Consider the following 15,144-nt stretch of genomic DNA (forward strand, 5'->3'; position numbering starts at 1 on the left):
GCGGCGAGGCCATCTCGCGCGCCACCCGGACGGGCGCGCCGCCCGCCGCCGCCACGCGGTACACGCCCGGGTCCTCCGACCAGCGCGGCGAGGTCAACCCCTCGCTCCCGCGACGCTCGAACACGATCGTGCGACCGTCCGGCGAGAAGCGCGGGCGGGCGTAATGGCCCGGCGTGGTCGTCACATCGCGCGCGGTCCCGCCCCCGCTCGCGACGCTGCGGATGCGGCCGAGCCCGGCGTCGATCCAGGCTACGAAGGCGATGGTTCGGCCGTCGCGCGACCAGGTCGGGAACAGTTCCATGCCGTCGCCCTCGCCCACCCGCGTAAGCCGCCGAGGTGTCCCGCCCGCCATCGGCTTGGTCCACAGCTTGCCGAGCGACTCGAACACGACTTGCCGCCCGTCCGGCGACACGGACGCGAAGCGTGGCATTGCGGTGGCGAAGCGGTCGGGCGACACCGCGACCTGTGGATGCGGCGCGGCGATCATGCCCCGGCTGTCGTCAATCCGGAACGGGATTTCGCGGCCGTTCGTCCCGTCGGCGTCGACCCGCCGGATCTTGCCGCCCGCCCAGAACAGCACCGACCGGTTGTCGGGCGTCCACGCCATGTTCGGGTAGACACCGGTAACCGCCCAGGTCTCCTGCACGTCCTGATCCAGCGCGTCGTAGATCTTGCGCTCCTCCCCGGAGGCCAGGTCCTTGACGTACAGCTTCGACCGCGTCGCCTCGCGCCGGACGAATGCGATGCGCTTGCCGTCCGGCGACGGCGTCGGGCGGACCGAGCCGCCCTCGCCCGACACCGCGGTCGTCGTCTCGCCCGTGTCGAGGTCGTATCGCTCGATATGAAACAGGTCGGTGTTCGAATCTTGCGCGTATTCGAAGATCGGGCCGGGCGTGACGTTCTTGGTGTAGAAGACCGACTTGCCATCGGCGGCGTAGACGGGCTCGCCCAATTCCTTCTGGTGCGTCTCGCTCGGCCGTTTGACGAGCATGACGCCCGATCCGCCCGAGACGTGGTACATCCACACCTCGCCCGTGCCGAGCGAGCGGCCGGTGGTGAAGTGCTTCTTGGCGACGAGGAAGCGGCCGTCCGGGCTCCAGCTCGGCTGGTTCAGGAGGCGGAACTCCTCGGTTGTGACCTGCCGCTTGTCCGAGCCATCACGGTTCATGATCCAGATATTGTCCCCGCCGCCCCGGTCGGAGGTGAAGGCGATCCGCCTGCCGTCGGGCGAGAAGCGCGGCTGCACCTCCCACGCCAACCCGTCGGCGATCCGCGTCGGCGTGCCCCCCGCGATCGGCGTCGTGTACAGGTCGCCGAGCATCGAGAACGCGATCGTTCGCCCGTCGCGGCTGACGTCGAGGTCCATCCAACTGCCCTCGGCGGTGCGGATCGGCACCTGCCGCACCGTCGCGCCTGGGGGCGCGTTGACGTTCCAGGCAGCGGGCGTGGGCAATGGCGCGGGCACCGGGGTCGTCGCGGCAGCCGGGGTCGGCGAGGCCGCCGGAGGCGCCTGCCCGTCGGGACGGACGACCTGATCCTCGGGCGCCTGCGTTTCCTCGACGGGCCGGGGCAGTTGCTGCTGCGGCGCGACCTGCGCTCCTACCTGATGCGCGGCGAGCGCGATTAGCGAAACGAGCGCGACGGTGCGGTGCTTCATGGATGTCCTTTTATGTTTCGCCGTCCGCTATCGCCGGGCCGACCCGCTTTCGCAACGGGTGACGGAGCGCCGCCCTTCCCTCGCCCCCGCCCGCGCCGCTATGGCCAACGTGATGACGGAAGCCCGCCCCCGCCTCGCGCATCATCTAACCGAGGGTGTCGGGCCGACGATCCTCTTCCTTCCCGGCTACGCATCGGACATGGCCGGCTCGAAGGCGCTCGCGCTCGAAGGGTGGGCGCGCGCGAACGGCCGCGGCTTCCTCCGCTTCGATTACAGCGGCTGCGGCCGGAGCGAGGGCCCGTTCGACGACCGGACCCTGGCCGACTGGCGCGACGACGCGTTGTCGATGATCGACTCGGTCGCGACCGGGCCGGTGGTGCTGGTCGGGTCGTCGATGGGCGGCTGGCTGACGTTGCTCGCCGCGATCGCCCGGCCCGATCGGGTGGTCGGACTTGTCGGCGTCGCGCCCGCCCCCGACTTCACCGACTGGGGCTTCACGACCGACGAGAAGATGCACCTGCTCCAGCATGGACGGCTGGAACGCTCAAACCCGTACGGCCCGGCGCCGACCGTCTACACCCGCGCCTTCTGGTCGTCGGGCGAGGCGAACCGCATCATGTTCGGCGAAATCGCGGTGAGCGTGCCCGTCCGCCTCTTGCAGGGCCAGCGCGATCCCGACGTGCCGTGGGTCCGGACCGCCCAGCTCGCCACGATGCTGAAATCAAACGACGTGCGTTGTGTGTTGGTCAAGGACGGCGATCATCGCCTGTCGCGCGACGCGGACATCGCGCTCCTGATCGACGCGACCCAGGACGTGATTCGAACCGCAGAGGAAACGACCCGATGATCTACCTCCACACCATGATCCGCGTGACCAACCCCGACGCGACCATCCGCTTCTTCGAACTGCTCGGCCTCCAGGAGGTCCGGCGCATGGAGAACGAGCAGGGCCGCTTCACCCTGATCTTCCTCGCCACGCCCGAAGACATGAACGGGCCCGGCGAACGCGCCCGCGCCGAGATCGAACTGACGCACAATTGGGACGCGGAGGAGTATGTGGGCGGACGTAATTTCGGCCACCTCGCCTATCGCGTCGAGGACATCTACGAGACTTGTCAAAAGCTCATGGACGGCGGCGTGACGATCAACCGCCCGCCGCGCGATGGGCACATGGCGTTCGTGAAGACGCCCGATGGCATCTCGATTGAACTGCTCCAGCAGGGTCGCCTGGAGCCCGCCGAGCCCTGGGCGTCGATGCCGAACACGGGCAGCTGGTAATGGCCGGTTTGGAGGTCATCCGTGTCCCCGTACTGAGCGACAACTATGCTTGGCTGGTCCACGACCCCGCATCCGGGGAGACGCTGGCGATCGATCCGGGCGAGGCCGCGCCGATGCTGGACGCCGCCGCGGCACGCGGCTGGCGCATCGGGCAGGTGTGGGCGACCCACTGGCACACCGACCACATCGCGGGCATCCCGGACATCAAGGCCGGCGGCGCGGTCGTGACCGGCCCGGCAGCGGAGGCGGCGCGCATCCCGACGCTCGACCGCACGGTCGCCCAGAGCGACGTGGTCACGCTTGGCGGGCACCGGGCTGCCGTCATCGAGACGCCCGGCCACACGCTCGGGCATGTCGTGTTCCACTTCGCGAAAGGAGGGCTGCTGGTCAGCGGCGACACGCTGTTCGCGATGGGCTGCGGACGACTATTCGAGGGGACGCCCGAACAGATGTTCGCGAACATGCTCCGCCTGGCCGATCTACCCGGCGAGACGGGCGTCTATTGCGGGCACGAATACACGCAGTCGAATGGCCGCTATGCGCTGACGGTCGAACCGGACAACGCCGGACTGGTCGCCCGGATGACGGAAGTCGACGCGCTCCGGGCCGGGAACGAGCCCACCGTTCCCTCCACGATCGCGCTCGAACGAGCCACCAACCCGTTCATGCGCGCCTCGTCGGCGGACGAATTGGCGGAGCGGCGGGCGGGGAAGGACCGTTTTCGGGGTTAGGCGCGTTCTTGGCGGATGCGCTTTCTTCCGATCTTCGTCATACCGCTCGCCGCCTGCTCGACCACTCCGCGGGAAGCCGAGCGGGCTGCGGCCCTCGATCTCCAGACGCAAGAGGCGCTCGCCGCCGAGCTCGCCGGGCTGGTGCCGGGCAAGCCGACCGCCTGCCTTCCCGAACCTGCCCGCGCGCAGGTCTCGAGCAAGGGATTCGGATCGAGGCTCGTCTACCGCGTGTCGAGTTCGGTCAAGTACCGCAACGACATGAACGGAAGCTGCCCCGGCGCCGGGCGAGACGACATCCTCGTCACGCGGACGCCGCAGTCGCGCTCGTGCCGGGGCGACATCGTCCAGACGATCGACCGTGGCTCGCGCTTCCCGACGGGTAGTTGCGCGTTCGGTGACTTCATCCCCTACCGCCGCCCGTGATCCGCGCGCTCGTCCTCATCCTCGCGGCCGGCCTGTCCGTCGGGGCGAAGCGCGACCCGCTCGCCGGACGGATAGCGGGCGAGCCGCGTGACTGCCTCAGCCTCAGCCGGAATACCTCGCCGGCGATCGTCGACGAACGCACGATCCTGTACCGAGAAAGCGGACGCCGGATCTGGCGCACCGGGCCTGTGAGCGCATGTCCCTCGCTCCGGCCGAACACGATCCTGATCGTCGAGGTGTTCGGCGCTCATCAGATCTGCCGCAACGACCGGTTCCGCACATTGCTGCCGAGCACCACCATCCCGTCAGGCTATTGCCGCTTCACCCAGTTCACCCCCTATGACCGGCCCACCCGCTAGAGCACGAACCGGCTGAGGTCGGTGTTGCGGGCAATGCTCGCCAGCTGCTTGTCCACATAGGCCGCGTCGATCACGAGCGATTGGCCGTGCCGGTTCTCGGCGTCGAAGCTGACCTCCTCCAACAGCTTCTCCATCACCGTCTGGAGCCGCCGGGCGCCGATATTCTCGATTTGGCCGTTCACCTCCGCGGCGATGCGCGCGACCGCGCGGATGCCGTCGTCAGTGAAGTCGATCGTCACACCCTCGGTCGCGATCAACGCTTTATACTGGACGAGCAGCGACGCCTTGGTGTCCGACAGGATCGCGACGAAGTCCTCCTCGGTCAGCCCCTTCAGCTCGACGCGGATCGGGAGGCGACCCTGGAGCTCGGGGAGCAGGTCGCTCGGCTTGGCGACGTGGAACGCGCCCGAGGCAATGAAGAGGATGTGATCGGTCTTCATCGGCCCGTATTTGGTCGAGACGGTCGTCCCCTCGATCAGCGGCAGCAGGTCGCGCTGGACGCCCTCGCGGCTGACGGAGCCGCCGCCGCGCTGTTCGGACATGGCGATCTTGTCGATCTCGTCGAGGAACACGATCCCGTTCGCCTCGGCGTCGGCGAGCGCCTGGCGGCTGACCTCGTCCTGATCGAGGCGCTTGTCCGCCTCCTCGTCGACCAGCTTGTCCCAGGCGGCGCGCACCGTCAGCTTGCGCCGCTTAAGCTGCGCGCCGCCGAACGCCTTGCCCATCATCTCGCCGAGATTGATCATCCCCATCTGCTGGCCGCCGGGCAGCTCGAAGGGCATCTGCGGCGTCTGCTCCAGCTCGATCTCGATCTCGGTCGCGTCGAGATGGCCGTCGCGGAAACGCTGCTCGAACGCGGCGCGCGTCGCCTCGCTCGCGCCCTTGCCGGTCAGCGCGTCGAGCAGGCGCGACAGCGCGGATGCTTCCGCCTTATCCTTGACGGCGGATCGCCTGCGCTCCTTTTCCAGCCGGATCGCCTCCTCGACCAGGTCGCGTGCGATCTGCTCGACGTCGCGGCCGACATAGCCGACCTCGGTGAACTTGGTCGCCTCGACCTTCACGAACGGCGCGTCGGCGAGCTTGGCGAGGCGGCGGCTGATCTCGGTCTTGCCGCAGCCGGTGGGCCCGATCATCAGGATGTTCTTGGGCGTCACCTCGTCGCGCAGCTCGCCGGTCAGCTGCTGCCTGCGCCAACGATTACGGAGCGCGACCGCGACCGCGCGCTTGGCGTCGGCCTGGCCGATGATGTGCGCGTCGAGCGCGGCGACGATCGCCTTGGGGGTAAGCTGGTCGTTCATTCTTCTTCCTAAAACCCTCTCCCGCCTTCGCGGGAGAGGGACAGGCCCGCAGGGCCAGGGTGAGGGCCGGATCAGCGCGAGTAAGGAAGAACTACCCTCACCCGACCTCGCTACGCTCGGCCACCCTCTCCCGCCAAAGCGGGAGAGGGGAGGAAACTAGGTCGCGGCGTCCAGCGCCTCCACGGTCAGGCGGTCGTTGGTGTAGACGCAGACCTCGGCGGCGATCGCCATCGCCTTTCGCGCGATCGTCTCCGCGTCGGATTCATAGGCGTCGATGGCGCGGGCGGCGGCGAGCGCGAAATTGCCACCCGAGCCGATCGCGGCGATCCCGCCCTCGGGCTCCAGCACGTCGCCGTTGCCCGTCAGGATCAGCGTCACCTCGCGGTCGGCGACGATCATCATCGCCTCCAGGTTGCGGAGGTACTTGTCGGTCCGCCAGTCCTTCGCCAGCTCGACGGCGGCGCGCATCAGCTTGCCCTGATGGCGCTCCAGCTTGGCCTCCAACCGTTCGAACAGCGTGAACGCGTCGGCGGTCGCGCCCGCGAAGCCGCCGATTACCTTCGCGGTCTCGCCCAGGGTGCGGACCTTGCGCGCGTTGGGCTTCATGATCGTCTGGCCGGCGGAGACCTGGCCGTCGCCGGCGATGACCACCCGGCCTCCTTTACGGACCGAGCAGATGGTGGTGCCGTGCCAGACGGGCGCGGCGGTGCGTTCGGAACTCATGTCGGCGATGTAGGATGCGCCGGGCGGGGCGCAACGTGCTCACCGGCTGTGCTCGCGGAGGTAAGCGGCGCTGTCGGCAAGCGTCGGCACGCGCCCGCGCAATGGCCGGGCGAGGCCGATGACGAGATCGGCATGGCCCCGACCGGGATAGGGCTTGAGGGCCAGCGAGGAAGGTACGACGGGTCATGGCGACGCTCAACGCTCCACGCCCCTAGCCTTTCCCCATGTCCGCGCGAGCGTGTAGCCGAGATAGCCGGTGCCGAAAAGCGCGTAGAGCGGCTCGGGGATCGCGCCCAGATAGGCGGCGGTGGCGCGCGCGACCGCTTCCGCCGCCGTCGGACTGACCGCCGCGAGCAGCCCGACCGGGATCGCCCAGAGCAGCAGCGCATACATGACATAGAGGAAGCCCGGCCGCGCGCGGCGGGTCCAGGGATCGGCGACGGGTCGGGGGGCGGGGGGTCGGGGCGCGAGGTCGCCGGAAATATGCTGGTTTTCCAATGTTCGTTCCTGAACAAGTTTAGGGAAGTATAGGCGTGGACGCGTCTTGCGCCGCGGCCGTCGGTCGCTAGCCGAGCCGGTTGGCGAGCCAGCCATAGAGGAACGCCTCGTTCGCCGGGCGGCGCTCGGCGAGCCGGAGGTAGCGTTCACCCTGGAGCGCCTCGACCGCCTTCAGCAGCACCTGTTCGCCGCCCCGACCGCGGCGGAGCGCGAAGGCGTCGAGCGCGGCGAGCGTGGTCGGGCCGACGCGGCCGTCGACGCGCAGATCGGGAAAGTCGCTCGCGCCCCGGTTGAGCGCATTGAGCGCGCGCTGGAGGAACGCGGTGGCGGTCGCCGGGCCCATGTTCACGGCGGTGTCGAACAACTCGGCCGCGACCAGCGGCGCGCGGATCGCCACGCGGTCATAGCCCGGGCGGAGCCAATAAAGGCGGCGGTAGATGCCGGCGGCGGTGTCGCGCGGCAGGATGCGCATCGGGCCGGGATAACCCTCGGCGCGGGCGACCGCCTCGGTGATCCCCCAACAGGTCGCGCCGCCGCGGTCGGCGGGGTGGTGGACGTAGCCGCCCTCGCGGTCGATCAGGTCGTCGATAAGGTCGTTCAGGTTCATGGCCGTTCTCCGGTTCGGGTAGGAACGGAGAGTGAACATGAGTCGGGGGTTGTAGGACAGGGCAAAATGCAAGATCGCAAGCGAAGCTGGCGATCTCCCAAGCATTTTGCCCGGCCGGCGTCGCACCCGCGACGTCCGACGGCGCGGCTTAGCCGCGACGGGGCTGCCGATGAACACGCCTGTTCCAACTGGCCCGTCACCCCGGACTTGATCCGGGGTCCCGCTTTCGACGGCCGATGACGAAGTAGCGGGACCCTGGATCAAGTCCGGGGTGACGGCGGGATAAAACCGGTCGGTGAGGGGGCATGGGCAAAGCCCATGCCGTCGGCCGCGGCTTGGGCCGCGCCGGCCGGTCGAGCGCGAGATGGCGTAGCCACCTGGCTGGCTCGACTTGGTCGGGGCGACAGGATTCGAACCTACGACCCCCACACCCCTAGCCGCCAAAATGGGTGGTCTCTAACGCACCGTAATTGAACAGAAAACCTTGATTTTCCGGGGGTTCTCCGGTATGTCCGTGGTGCTGTGGTGGTGCAGATTGTTTCGTTTTGTTCCGTCCCGTTTCATCAATTCGCACCACCACAGCACCACGGGATTTGTGTCCCAATCAGCCGGTGAGGTAAGGCGATGCGCGCTGCTTTAACCCAGATGGCCGTCGACAAGATCGTGCCGACACTGCGACCCGTCGAGCATCGCGACATGCGCCTCAAGGGTCTCGTGCTGCGGGTTACACCCGGAGGCGCGAAGTCGTGGTATTGCGAGTTCGCGCGCGGCAAACGCGTCTGGCTCGGACGGGCCGACGCCCTTGGTCTGAATGAAGCGCGTGTGAGCGCGCGGGCGATCCTCGCGGAAGCCTTCCAGGGGATCGACCCGATCGAGGCGCGCAAGCCCAAAGCGGCCATGCCCACCTATGGCTCCTATATCGACGGCGATTACGCGGCGTGGGCGAAGTCGAGCCAGAAGGCGTATGGGCAAAACCTCAATCGACTAAAGACGGCGTTCAAACACCTGCTCGACAAGCCGCTCGACACGATCACGGCGCTTGATGTCGAGCGCTGGCGCGCGAAGCAGGTCGAGCGTGGGCTCAGCAACCAGACGATCAATCGCGACATTTCCTCGATCAAGGCCAGCTTCAACCGCGCGGTCGATTGGGGTCTGCTGCCGGTCAATCCGCTCGCCAAGGTCAAAAAGGCGCGGGTCGATGACTGCCTCAAAGTACGGTATCTGAATGAAGCCGAGGAGGCGCGGCTCCGCGCCGTCATCGAAGCGCGCGAAGAGCGCCGCCGCGTCGAGCGCGATTCCGCCAATCATTGGCGGGACGAGCGCGGCTATGTCCTGCTGCCGAGCCTGCGGTCGGTCGTGTTCACCGATCACGTCAAGCCGCTCATCCTGCTATCAATCAACACGGGCTGCCGACGCGGTGAACTGTTCGACCTCACCTGGTCGAACGTCGATATGGAGCGCCGCATTCTGACCGTAACGGGCGCGACCGCGAAGTCGCGCCGGACACGGCATATCCCGCTAAACCGCGAAGCAACCTCGGTGCTGACCAACTGGCGCGCGCAGTGCGAGGATTTGGCCGGACTGGTATTCGTCAATGACGCGGGCGTCCGCTTTGATCGCGTCAATTTCTCATGGCGGCGCTTGCTCAAAGACGCGGGTATCGCCGATTTCCGCTGGCACGACATGCGCCATCATTTTGCCTCGCGGCTGGCAATGGGCGGCGTCGATCTCAACACGATCCGCGAGCTGCTCGGCCATAGCGATTACACCATGACCTTGCGCTACGCGCATCTCGCCCCCGAGTTCAAGCTCAAGGCGGTCGAAGTCCTCGACATTCCTCGCGAGGCGAAGGGGGAAAACAAGGTGCTGGCGCTGGTGCGTTAGTCGGGTTCGAGGTGGTGGTCCCGAAAGTCATTGCTGGTCGACAGGCTCGGCTTGACGCTGTTGGCATATCTGACTACATATGATCATGCCTCGCACGACGCTTCGGACAATCTCGTGGATTAAGGCGGCGCGAAAAGATTTCGAGGCGTTCCCAGCGGGAGCGATCGACCGGGCGCTCGATGCCCTGACGGTCGTCGCCGATGGCGGGACACCAGACGTTGCCAAGCCGCTCGCCGGGCTCGGCGCGGGCGTATGGGAATTGGCGATTAAGGAGCGCGGCGACGCCTATCGCGTCGTCTATGCGCTCCAGTTGGGAGATGACATCTGGGTGGTTCATGCCTTCCAGAAGAAATCGACCAAGGGAATTGCGACGCCGCGCCACGAAATCGACCTCGTGCGCGAGCGGATCAAGCGATTGAAGGAGATGCTGGCATGACCGACCAAAGCGACGACCTCGAACTGGTACGCGGTTCCGGCAACGTCTTCGCCGACTTCGGCGCGCCCGATGCGAGCCTGCGCCAGTTTCGCGCTATCCTCGCCGCCGAGATCATCAAGACGCTCGACGCCGAGCGGCTGACGGTGCGCGACGCCGAGGCGCGGACAGGCATCGCGGCGGCCGACTTCTCGCGCATCCGCCAGGTCAAGCTCGACCGCTTCACGATCGACCGGCTGATGCGCATCCTCGACCGGCTCAACCGGGACGTGCGGGTAAAGGTTTCCGTTGCGCGACGCGGCGGGTCGGGTCGTCGGTCGCTATCTCCGCCGCTTGCTGCTTGAACTATGGCTAACGAACCGCCTGCCGATCTCATCAAATCAATCCGCACCCGCGCAGCGGAAGTCATCGCGGCAAGCAAGGCGTATGACGTTCCCGGCCTGTGCGCCAAGCTCGGCCTCGCCGATGGTAACGAAGATGAGGCGATGCGCAGCAAATTCAAATACGCGCACTCGCGCCTTGTGCCTTTGCAAAGCCACCAAGTCGTTGCCATTGCTCGCGCGCTCCTCGATGAAGAGAATGACTATCGGTTGGCGGAGTCTCTGGCTAAGGCTGGTGAGACGGGAACACCACCTGTCTCGGCACGCACGCGACGCCGTGCGTTTGAGGCGTTGACTGGCCACCCGCTCTGCACCGAGTATGATGAAATCGCCTTCCTCGAACGCCTCTTTCCATTGTCGGAAATTCGCACAACGGGTCCGAGCGAGTGGGACGAAAGGACGCTGCGCGATGACTTCGTGCAGCACTGGATCCGTAACGACGACTGGACATACCGCGATCTTGGTGAGCAGCTAGGGCTTGTTGAGGCGTCGAAATCTCTACTCTTTCGATTTCTCGAATTGGCTGTCCATCCCGAGACGGTGACGGAAGAAATACAGACCGAGAGAATCGAAAAGCTCAACGGAGAACTTAAGAACGACGGCTTTCGGCTCGTGCAGTCTTCGCGACTGTCCGGTTATCCGGTCTTTACGGTTCAGTATATGGGCCATGCGGCACCTAGCCACGACGTGATCTCGGGAACCTTGGCGCGGTTTGATCCTGACCAGGTTCACGCGCGCTGGAAGGCCGCGTTGGATCGGCGCGTCGTTGACCCAGCGGGCGCAATCACTCTAGCACGAACGCTACTTGAAGATGTTTGTCGATGGCTGCTCGCCGACCAGGCAATTGACGTTTCGGATCAGGACGACCTGCCCACGCTCTATCGCAAGCTGTCGAAGGCGATGAAGCTGGCCCCGGACGACCATAGCGAACAGGTCTTCAAACAAATCCTCGGAAGCTGCCAGTCGGTTGTCGAGTCGCTTGGCGCTTTGCGCAACAAGCTGGGTGATGCTCACGGCGGCGGCCCACGAAAGGCCAAGCCGGCGGTAAGACATGCCGAACTGGCAGTGAACCTTGCGGGAAGCATGGCGATTTTCCTCGTCGCGACGTGGGAAGCGCGCGTGGCAGATGCGCAAAAAGAGGCTGCGTAGAGGTCTGTCGGGAGGGTGAATCACTCGAACATATCAAGCTGCTTCCGCATCGGGTCCCAAAAGCCGATGTCGAGGGGGCGCTGCGGCCGCCTGACCTGCATCGGCTGCGCCGCAAGCCAGCCAAGCCGTTCGCCCATGCTGACAGGGGGGACACCCGCCATCATAATCTGATCGGGGTTGGCCACTGCGATGCGGACCCCTGGGCCGCAGGATTGCGTCATTGCGCCCGCCCGCAACGCTCCTCGCACACTAAGACAAGCGCGCCGAAGTCCTCGCTCTCGCCAAGCTCATCGGCAATCCGCCGCACACACGCCAGCGGCAAGCCGTTCTCGTGGGCAACCTGACGAAGATAATCATCACGGCACTCCGCCCCACAAGCGCGATACTGCAACAGCAAATCGGTCATGTCCCAACCCTTCGCTCGGCTGAAAGCCGCACTGCCTGCGGCATGCGGCCTGCCTTCCGGCGAGGATGGGAGGGGGAGGGAAAACCGAAATCGATGCCTGGGCGCGGGCCAGCGGGCGCGCAAGCGACTGCCACACGGGGGCGTCTATTTCGGTTTGGGAACGAGAGGGCAAAGCCCTTGGCGTTCCCACACAATCAGAAGAACGGAGGCGTCAGCCTCCCGCAGCCGCGTCGCGGCTCAAGAACGGCGCCCTTGCACGGCGTGACGCCGACGGACGCCCTGCGGCGGCAAGCAAGTCCCCGCCGGTCGTTGCGCGTCAGCGCAGCCCCGGCACAGGGACGCAGCGCAGACCGACCGCGGGCGTCCGGCAAGGAGAGAGGCAAGAGCGCCAGCGGGTCAGTTCAAAGAAGTCGCGCCCTTAGGAGCGCGCAGCGCGGGACAGAGCGCGTCCTTAGAAAATCCCGCTCAATTTGCGGCCGCCCTTTCCCTTTGCTCCCGATCGTTACCCGGATGGGTCGAGACTACAGGCCCGGTTCGCGCCAGCGAATAGAGCGGGTCGCCCGAAGGGCAGCTTCACAAATCGCTCTCAAACTGCCCGAAGCACAGGGTTCTGTCTTTCAGGCGGCGCGGTATCGCCAACGAGCCCAAACAAGAGGCTTTCCAGTTCCTCGTCGGGAAGAAGCAATTGCTGCGCGATGTGGCCCCTAGAGAGGCCGTCCTTCCAAAGATCGGTAAGAATCATTTGCCATACAGTTGAACGCTCGGGGGGTAGTCCCTCAGGTTCGGACGAGCGATATTGGCGGTTGATCTGAATATACTGCCATTCGGTCATGAGCCCAAGTTTGTTCAGCCGATACGCCAACGCGACAGCGGCAACTCCCCACCGCTTCTTGGCTTGAATGATCTGGTCGACGCTCGAGACGTAGGGGATCGTCGATACGAGATCGGCTTGCGGCATCAGGAAGGCTGACGCGAAGTTGTTCGCTTCGGTTTCCGCCTTTCGCCCCTGCGGGCCACCGTGCCGGTGAAGGACAAGATGTGCGAGCTCATGGGCGGCATCAAAACGGCTGCGTTCGCTCGACTTGAACGTGTTCAGGAAAATGTACGGCTCGTTATTTCGCCAGCATGAAAAAGCATCGACGTTCTTGGTATCCTCCGCGAGCGAGAAGACACGAGCGCCCTTCGATTCTAGCAGCTTGATCATGTTCGCGATCGGCTTCTCGCCGATCGCCCAATGCTGGCGCAACATTCGGGCGGCGGCGACCGGATTGCGCTCATGCCCTAGGTCAAGGATGTCCGGCTCGGGTAGCGTGAACCTTTCACTCACCCAATCCATGACTTCAAACGCCAACGACCCCGCCGCCAACGCCGCATCGCGTTCGCGCGCGGTCATGCCCGTCAGGCTGCGGAAGCTGGCCGCGCTTGCGTCAATCGGGTCAAAATCGTCCTGCTCGAAAAACGCGCGCGTAAAGCCGAGCGCCGCAACGAGCGCCTCAACAGTGCTCTCATCGGGAACCTGCTGCTTATGGACGATGCGGGAAAGCGTAACGGGCGCAATGCCCGCCCGTTCAGCAAGAATCCTCGCCGTGTACCGACGCCGTTTTCGCGCCAGCTCCAGCCTTTCAACATTGAACATCGCTATTGCTTGCGAATGATGATCGGCTCGAAATCAACGGCGTCGGAGTCCTGCCCGGTGCCAAGCCGAATGTTGTCCCATTCGCCCTTCTTCACGATGAAAATGCGTTCGATGAACCCCGAGAAATTTCCGCCGCTGACGCCCGACGCGAGCGACAATTCGGCACGAACGTCGTCGTCGACCACAGAGACGCAAAAGAACCACATCCCGGTATTGATCGTGGCACGCGCGCGCGGATCGGAACGCTCCAACTCGGCGGGCGAAAACAGCGAAAGCTGCGCCTCCTCAATCGCGCGCTCGGCTCCCGCGCCCTTTCCGGAAATCGCCAGCGGCGAGCAGGACTCGGATGCCGCAAGATCGACGCTCTGATAGCTGATCGTGAGGTCACGCTCAGGATGCCTGACGAGTTCGATGTTGTCCTTCCGGAACAGGTTCCAGCCCCGCGCACGGAAAAGCGCGCGGACGTTCCGTGTCCCGTGGATGTAGGCAAATTGACCGGCGGCGGTGATCGGGTCGTTTTCAACCGCATCGGCGCGGGCACCGACGACCTCTTTAACGACCTGGATGAGCTGCTCGCGCGTGACGCCGAATGTCTCGCTCAGGCGAGCATCAACCGTCCATTCTTCGTTATAGATGCGCGCCGGAATCATGTGCCACAGCCCTCGATAAGATTTCGTTCCTCAAACGTGGTAGAAGATGTTATCGCCGTCAAGCGTGATCTGCCATCGCGTTTAATCAGGCCGTCGCGGAATCATATCTTCAAACCGCCGCCGCGCCAAGCGCGATAAGGTTGGCGTTGGCGGGGGAGTTCAGGGTCTGGTGGGTCAGACCGCGCGATGCAGCTTCGTTGGCGAGCGTCTCGGTCTTGCCGCCAGGCGCGGCGTGCGCGATCAGGACGCGCTCGCACAAGGTCAGGATATGGCGGTTGCGCGCTTCAGCGGTAGCGGCCGTAGTGCGGGTTTGGGTAAGCGGGAACGGGCTGACGATCCGGGCCAAGCCAGCGGCGACGGCGGCCTTGATCGCGGGTGGCGCGCGATAGCCCTGCACCGCGCGGGCGAGGACGATGATGACGGGCGCACCGCCGCGCAGCAGGATGCGCAGCACGTCGCGTTCGACGGGTGTGTGGAAGCCACCGATCACCGGGACGCTTTCCGTGCCTCGGGCATTGGCCCAGTCCTGCGCTTTCAGGATTATGTCACCGGGGCAGGACCGCGAGCAGAAAAAGGCGATGGGTGCGCTACCCAGCTCGACCGCACCGACACGCATGGAGCGCGGTTCAATCGGCATCGTCCTCATCTGCGCCCATGCGGTATTTTATGTCGTAGTTGAGGATGAAATCGAGTTCCTCTCCGCTGAATCCGAAATGGGGGGCTAACAATCGGTCGATATTGTCGATCAGCGGCTTTGATTTTTGGATTTTGAAGGATTGCGTTTGTGTTGTTCCGGTTTGGCGCTGCTCTCGCGTTAGCATAATGCTGTTTCTATCTAGGTCATCGAGATATGCCTCGCCAGCTTTAGCGAGCCGCGCGTCCTGAAGTATGGCGTCGTTTACGCGAAAGGCCTGAATATCCGCAGGATTGAGGTCGCGTAGATTTGAGGCAATCGTGTACCACCACCAGAATGTGGTGCTAGGGCTCAAACCCAATCAGCGGGTTGAGCTGAGCGCCGTTCGCTGATTCACC

At 65.3% G+C, this 15,144-nt stretch carries 19 protein-coding genes and 1 pseudogene; 9 read left to right on the top strand and 11 right to left on the bottom strand.

The window, feature by feature from the left end; genetic code table 11:
• Positions 1-1,657, bottom strand: a pseudogene (locus ACFE71_RS11940) (amidohydrolase); the annotation flags it as partial.
• Positions 1,658-1,769: 112 nt separating this feature from the next.
• Between ACFE71_RS11940 and ACFE71_RS11945 the strand changes: the two are divergent.
• The 5 genes from ACFE71_RS11945 to ACFE71_RS11965 are packed head-to-tail and all read left to right on the top strand — an operon-like array spanning position 1,770 to position 4,448.
• A complete protein-coding gene (locus ACFE71_RS11945) occupies positions 1,770-2,504 on the top strand; it encodes an alpha/beta hydrolase (protein ID WP_375429013.1) in 735 nt (244 codons plus the stop codon).
• On the top strand, positions 2,501-2,935 hold the full coding sequence (locus ACFE71_RS11950; RefSeq protein ID WP_375429014.1) for a VOC family protein: 435 nt from the start codon (positions 2,501-2,503) through the stop codon (positions 2,933-2,935). The genes ACFE71_RS11945 and ACFE71_RS11950 overlap by 4 nt, the downstream gene beginning before the upstream one ends.
• Positions 2,935-3,666, top strand: coding sequence for a hydroxyacylglutathione hydrolase (gene gloB / locus ACFE71_RS11955; protein ID WP_375429015.1), 732 nt, complete (start codon positions 2,935-2,937; stop codon positions 3,664-3,666). Before ACFE71_RS11950 ends, gloB begins: the two co-directional genes overlap by 1 nt.
• 15 nt (positions 3,667-3,681) lie before the next feature.
• Entirely contained in the window at positions 3,682-4,089 is a 408-nt protein-coding gene (locus ACFE71_RS11960) for a hypothetical protein (RefSeq protein ID WP_375429016.1), read from the top strand.
• A complete protein-coding gene (locus ACFE71_RS11965) occupies positions 4,086-4,448 on the top strand; it encodes a hypothetical protein (protein WP_375429017.1) in 363 nt (120 codons plus the stop codon). The genes ACFE71_RS11960 and ACFE71_RS11965 overlap by 4 nt, the downstream gene beginning before the upstream one ends.
• Here the strand turns inward: ACFE71_RS11965 and hslU are convergent.
• The 4 genes from hslU to ACFE71_RS11985 form a co-directional block, all read right to left on the bottom strand.
• On the bottom strand, positions 4,445-5,746 hold the full coding sequence (hslU, locus tag ACFE71_RS11970) for an ATP-dependent protease ATPase subunit HslU (RefSeq protein WP_375429018.1): 1,302 nt from the start codon (positions 5,744-5,746) through the stop codon (positions 4,445-4,447). The genes ACFE71_RS11965 and hslU overlap by 4 nt on opposite strands.
• A gap of 156 nt (positions 5,747-5,902) precedes the next feature.
• A complete protein-coding gene (hslV, locus tag ACFE71_RS11975; protein WP_375429019.1) occupies positions 5,903-6,469 on the bottom strand; it encodes an ATP-dependent protease subunit HslV in 567 nt (188 codons plus the stop codon).
• Between the two features lie 195 nt (positions 6,470-6,664).
• A complete protein-coding gene (locus tag ACFE71_RS11980) occupies positions 6,665-7,063 on the bottom strand; it encodes a 3TM-type holin (RefSeq protein WP_375429020.1) in 399 nt (132 codons plus the stop codon).
• Positions 7,035-7,574, bottom strand: coding sequence for a glycoside hydrolase family 108 protein (locus tag ACFE71_RS11985; protein ID WP_375429021.1), 540 nt, complete (start codon positions 7,572-7,574; stop codon positions 7,035-7,037). The genes ACFE71_RS11980 and ACFE71_RS11985 overlap by 29 nt, the downstream gene beginning before the upstream one ends.
• 624 nt (positions 7,575-8,198) lie before the next feature.
• On the opposite strand from ACFE71_RS11985, the gene ACFE71_RS11990 reads away from it, so the two are divergent.
• The 4 genes from ACFE71_RS11990 to ACFE71_RS12005 all read left to right on the top strand — a co-directional run bounded on the left by ACFE71_RS11990 (position 8,199) and on the right by ACFE71_RS12005 (position 11,420).
• Positions 8,199-9,458, top strand: coding sequence for a tyrosine-type recombinase/integrase (locus tag ACFE71_RS11990; protein ID WP_375429022.1), 1,260 nt, complete (start codon positions 8,199-8,201; stop codon positions 9,456-9,458).
• 85 nt (positions 9,459-9,543) lie between these two features.
• Entirely contained in the window at positions 9,544-9,894 is a 351-nt protein-coding gene (locus ACFE71_RS11995) for a type II toxin-antitoxin system RelE/ParE family toxin (RefSeq protein ID WP_375429023.1), read from the top strand.
• On the top strand, positions 9,891-10,235 hold the full coding sequence (locus tag ACFE71_RS12000; protein ID WP_375429024.1) for a helix-turn-helix domain-containing protein: 345 nt from the start codon (positions 9,891-9,893) through the stop codon (positions 10,233-10,235). The genes ACFE71_RS11995 and ACFE71_RS12000 overlap by 4 nt, the downstream gene beginning before the upstream one ends.
• A gap of 3 nt (positions 10,236-10,238) precedes the next feature.
• Positions 10,239-11,420: an abortive infection family protein gene (locus ACFE71_RS12005; RefSeq protein ID WP_375429025.1), complete on the top strand. Its 1,182-nt coding sequence runs from the start codon at positions 10,239-10,241 to the stop codon at positions 11,418-11,420.
• Positions 11,421-11,440: 20 nt separating this feature from the next.
• Here ACFE71_RS12005 and ACFE71_RS12010 read toward each other — a convergent pair whose 3' ends face one another.
• The 6 genes from ACFE71_RS12010 to ACFE71_RS12035 form a co-directional block, all read right to left on the bottom strand.
• A complete protein-coding gene (locus ACFE71_RS12010; RefSeq protein WP_375429026.1) occupies positions 11,441-11,605 on the bottom strand; it encodes a hypothetical protein in 165 nt (54 codons plus the stop codon).
• A 32-nt stretch (positions 11,606-11,637) separates the two neighbouring features.
• On the bottom strand, positions 11,638-11,826 hold the full coding sequence (locus tag ACFE71_RS12015; RefSeq protein ID WP_375429027.1) for a hypothetical protein: 189 nt from the start codon (positions 11,824-11,826) through the stop codon (positions 11,638-11,640).
• Positions 11,827-12,412: 586 nt separating this feature from the next.
• Entirely contained in the window at positions 12,413-13,462 is a 1,050-nt protein-coding gene (locus ACFE71_RS12020) for an ImmA/IrrE family metallo-endopeptidase (protein ID WP_375429028.1), read from the bottom strand.
• Positions 13,463-13,464: 2 nt separating this feature from the next.
• On the bottom strand, positions 13,465-14,112 hold the full coding sequence (locus ACFE71_RS12025; RefSeq protein ID WP_375429029.1) for a hypothetical protein: 648 nt from the start codon (positions 14,110-14,112) through the stop codon (positions 13,465-13,467).
• 109 nt (positions 14,113-14,221) lie between these two features.
• The gene (locus ACFE71_RS12030; protein ID WP_375429030.1) at positions 14,222-14,749 is read right to left on the bottom strand and encodes a hypothetical protein; all 528 of its coding nucleotides are present in this window, start codon (positions 14,747-14,749) and stop codon (positions 14,222-14,224) included.
• Entirely contained in the window at positions 14,739-15,101 is a 363-nt protein-coding gene (locus tag ACFE71_RS12035; RefSeq protein ID WP_375429031.1) for a hypothetical protein, read from the bottom strand. The genes ACFE71_RS12030 and ACFE71_RS12035 overlap by 11 nt, the downstream gene beginning before the upstream one ends.
• Positions 15,102-15,144 lie beyond the last annotated feature (43 nt).

Source organism: uncultured Sphingomonas sp. (genome assembly GCF_964237155.1).
Taxonomy (GTDB): Bacteria; Pseudomonadota; Alphaproteobacteria; order Sphingomonadales; family Sphingomonadaceae; genus Sphingomonas.

Excerpts from the sequence above, each read along its gene's own strand:
- ACFE71_RS11945 (WP_375429013.1), top strand. The coding sequence starts at position 1,770 with ATGACGGAAGCCCGCCCCCGCCTCGCGCATCATCTAACCGAGGGTGTC.
- ACFE71_RS11950 (WP_375429014.1), top strand. The coding sequence starts at position 2,501 with ATGATCTACCTCCACACCATGATCCGCGTGACCAACCCCGACGCGACC.
- gloB (WP_375429015.1), top strand. The coding sequence starts at position 2,935 with ATGGCCGGTTTGGAGGTCATCCGTGTCCCCGTACTGAGCGACAACTAT.
- ACFE71_RS11960 (WP_375429016.1), top strand. The coding sequence starts at position 3,682 with ATGCGCTTTCTTCCGATCTTCGTCATACCGCTCGCCGCCTGCTCGACC.
- hslU (WP_375429018.1), bottom strand. The coding sequence starts at position 5,746 with ATGAACGACCAGCTTACCCCCAAGGCGATCGTCGCCGCGCTCGACGCG.
- hslV (WP_375429019.1), bottom strand. The coding sequence starts at position 6,469 with ATGAGTTCCGAACGCACCGCCGCGCCCGTCTGGCACGGCACCACCATC.
- ACFE71_RS11980 (WP_375429020.1), bottom strand. The coding sequence starts at position 7,063 with ATGGCTGGCTCGCCAACCGGCTCGGCTAGCGACCGACGGCCGCGGCGC.
- ACFE71_RS11985 (WP_375429021.1), bottom strand. The coding sequence starts at position 7,574 with ATGAACCTGAACGACCTTATCGACGACCTGATCGACCGCGAGGGCGGC.
- ACFE71_RS11990 (WP_375429022.1), top strand. The coding sequence starts at position 8,199 with ATGCGCGCTGCTTTAACCCAGATGGCCGTCGACAAGATCGTGCCGACA.
- ACFE71_RS11995 (WP_375429023.1), top strand. The coding sequence starts at position 9,544 with ATGCCTCGCACGACGCTTCGGACAATCTCGTGGATTAAGGCGGCGCGA.
- ACFE71_RS12000 (WP_375429024.1), top strand. The coding sequence starts at position 9,891 with ATGACCGACCAAAGCGACGACCTCGAACTGGTACGCGGTTCCGGCAAC.
- ACFE71_RS12005 (WP_375429025.1), top strand. The coding sequence starts at position 10,239 with ATGGCTAACGAACCGCCTGCCGATCTCATCAAATCAATCCGCACCCGC.
- ACFE71_RS12015 (WP_375429027.1), bottom strand. The coding sequence starts at position 11,826 with ATGACCGATTTGCTGTTGCAGTATCGCGCTTGTGGGGCGGAGTGCCGT.
- ACFE71_RS12020 (WP_375429028.1), bottom strand. The coding sequence starts at position 13,462 with ATGTTCAATGTTGAAAGGCTGGAGCTGGCGCGAAAACGGCGTCGGTAC.
- ACFE71_RS12025 (WP_375429029.1), bottom strand. The coding sequence starts at position 14,112 with ATGATTCCGGCGCGCATCTATAACGAAGAATGGACGGTTGATGCTCGC.
- ACFE71_RS12030 (WP_375429030.1), bottom strand. The coding sequence starts at position 14,749 with ATGCCGATTGAACCGCGCTCCATGCGTGTCGGTGCGGTCGAGCTGGGT.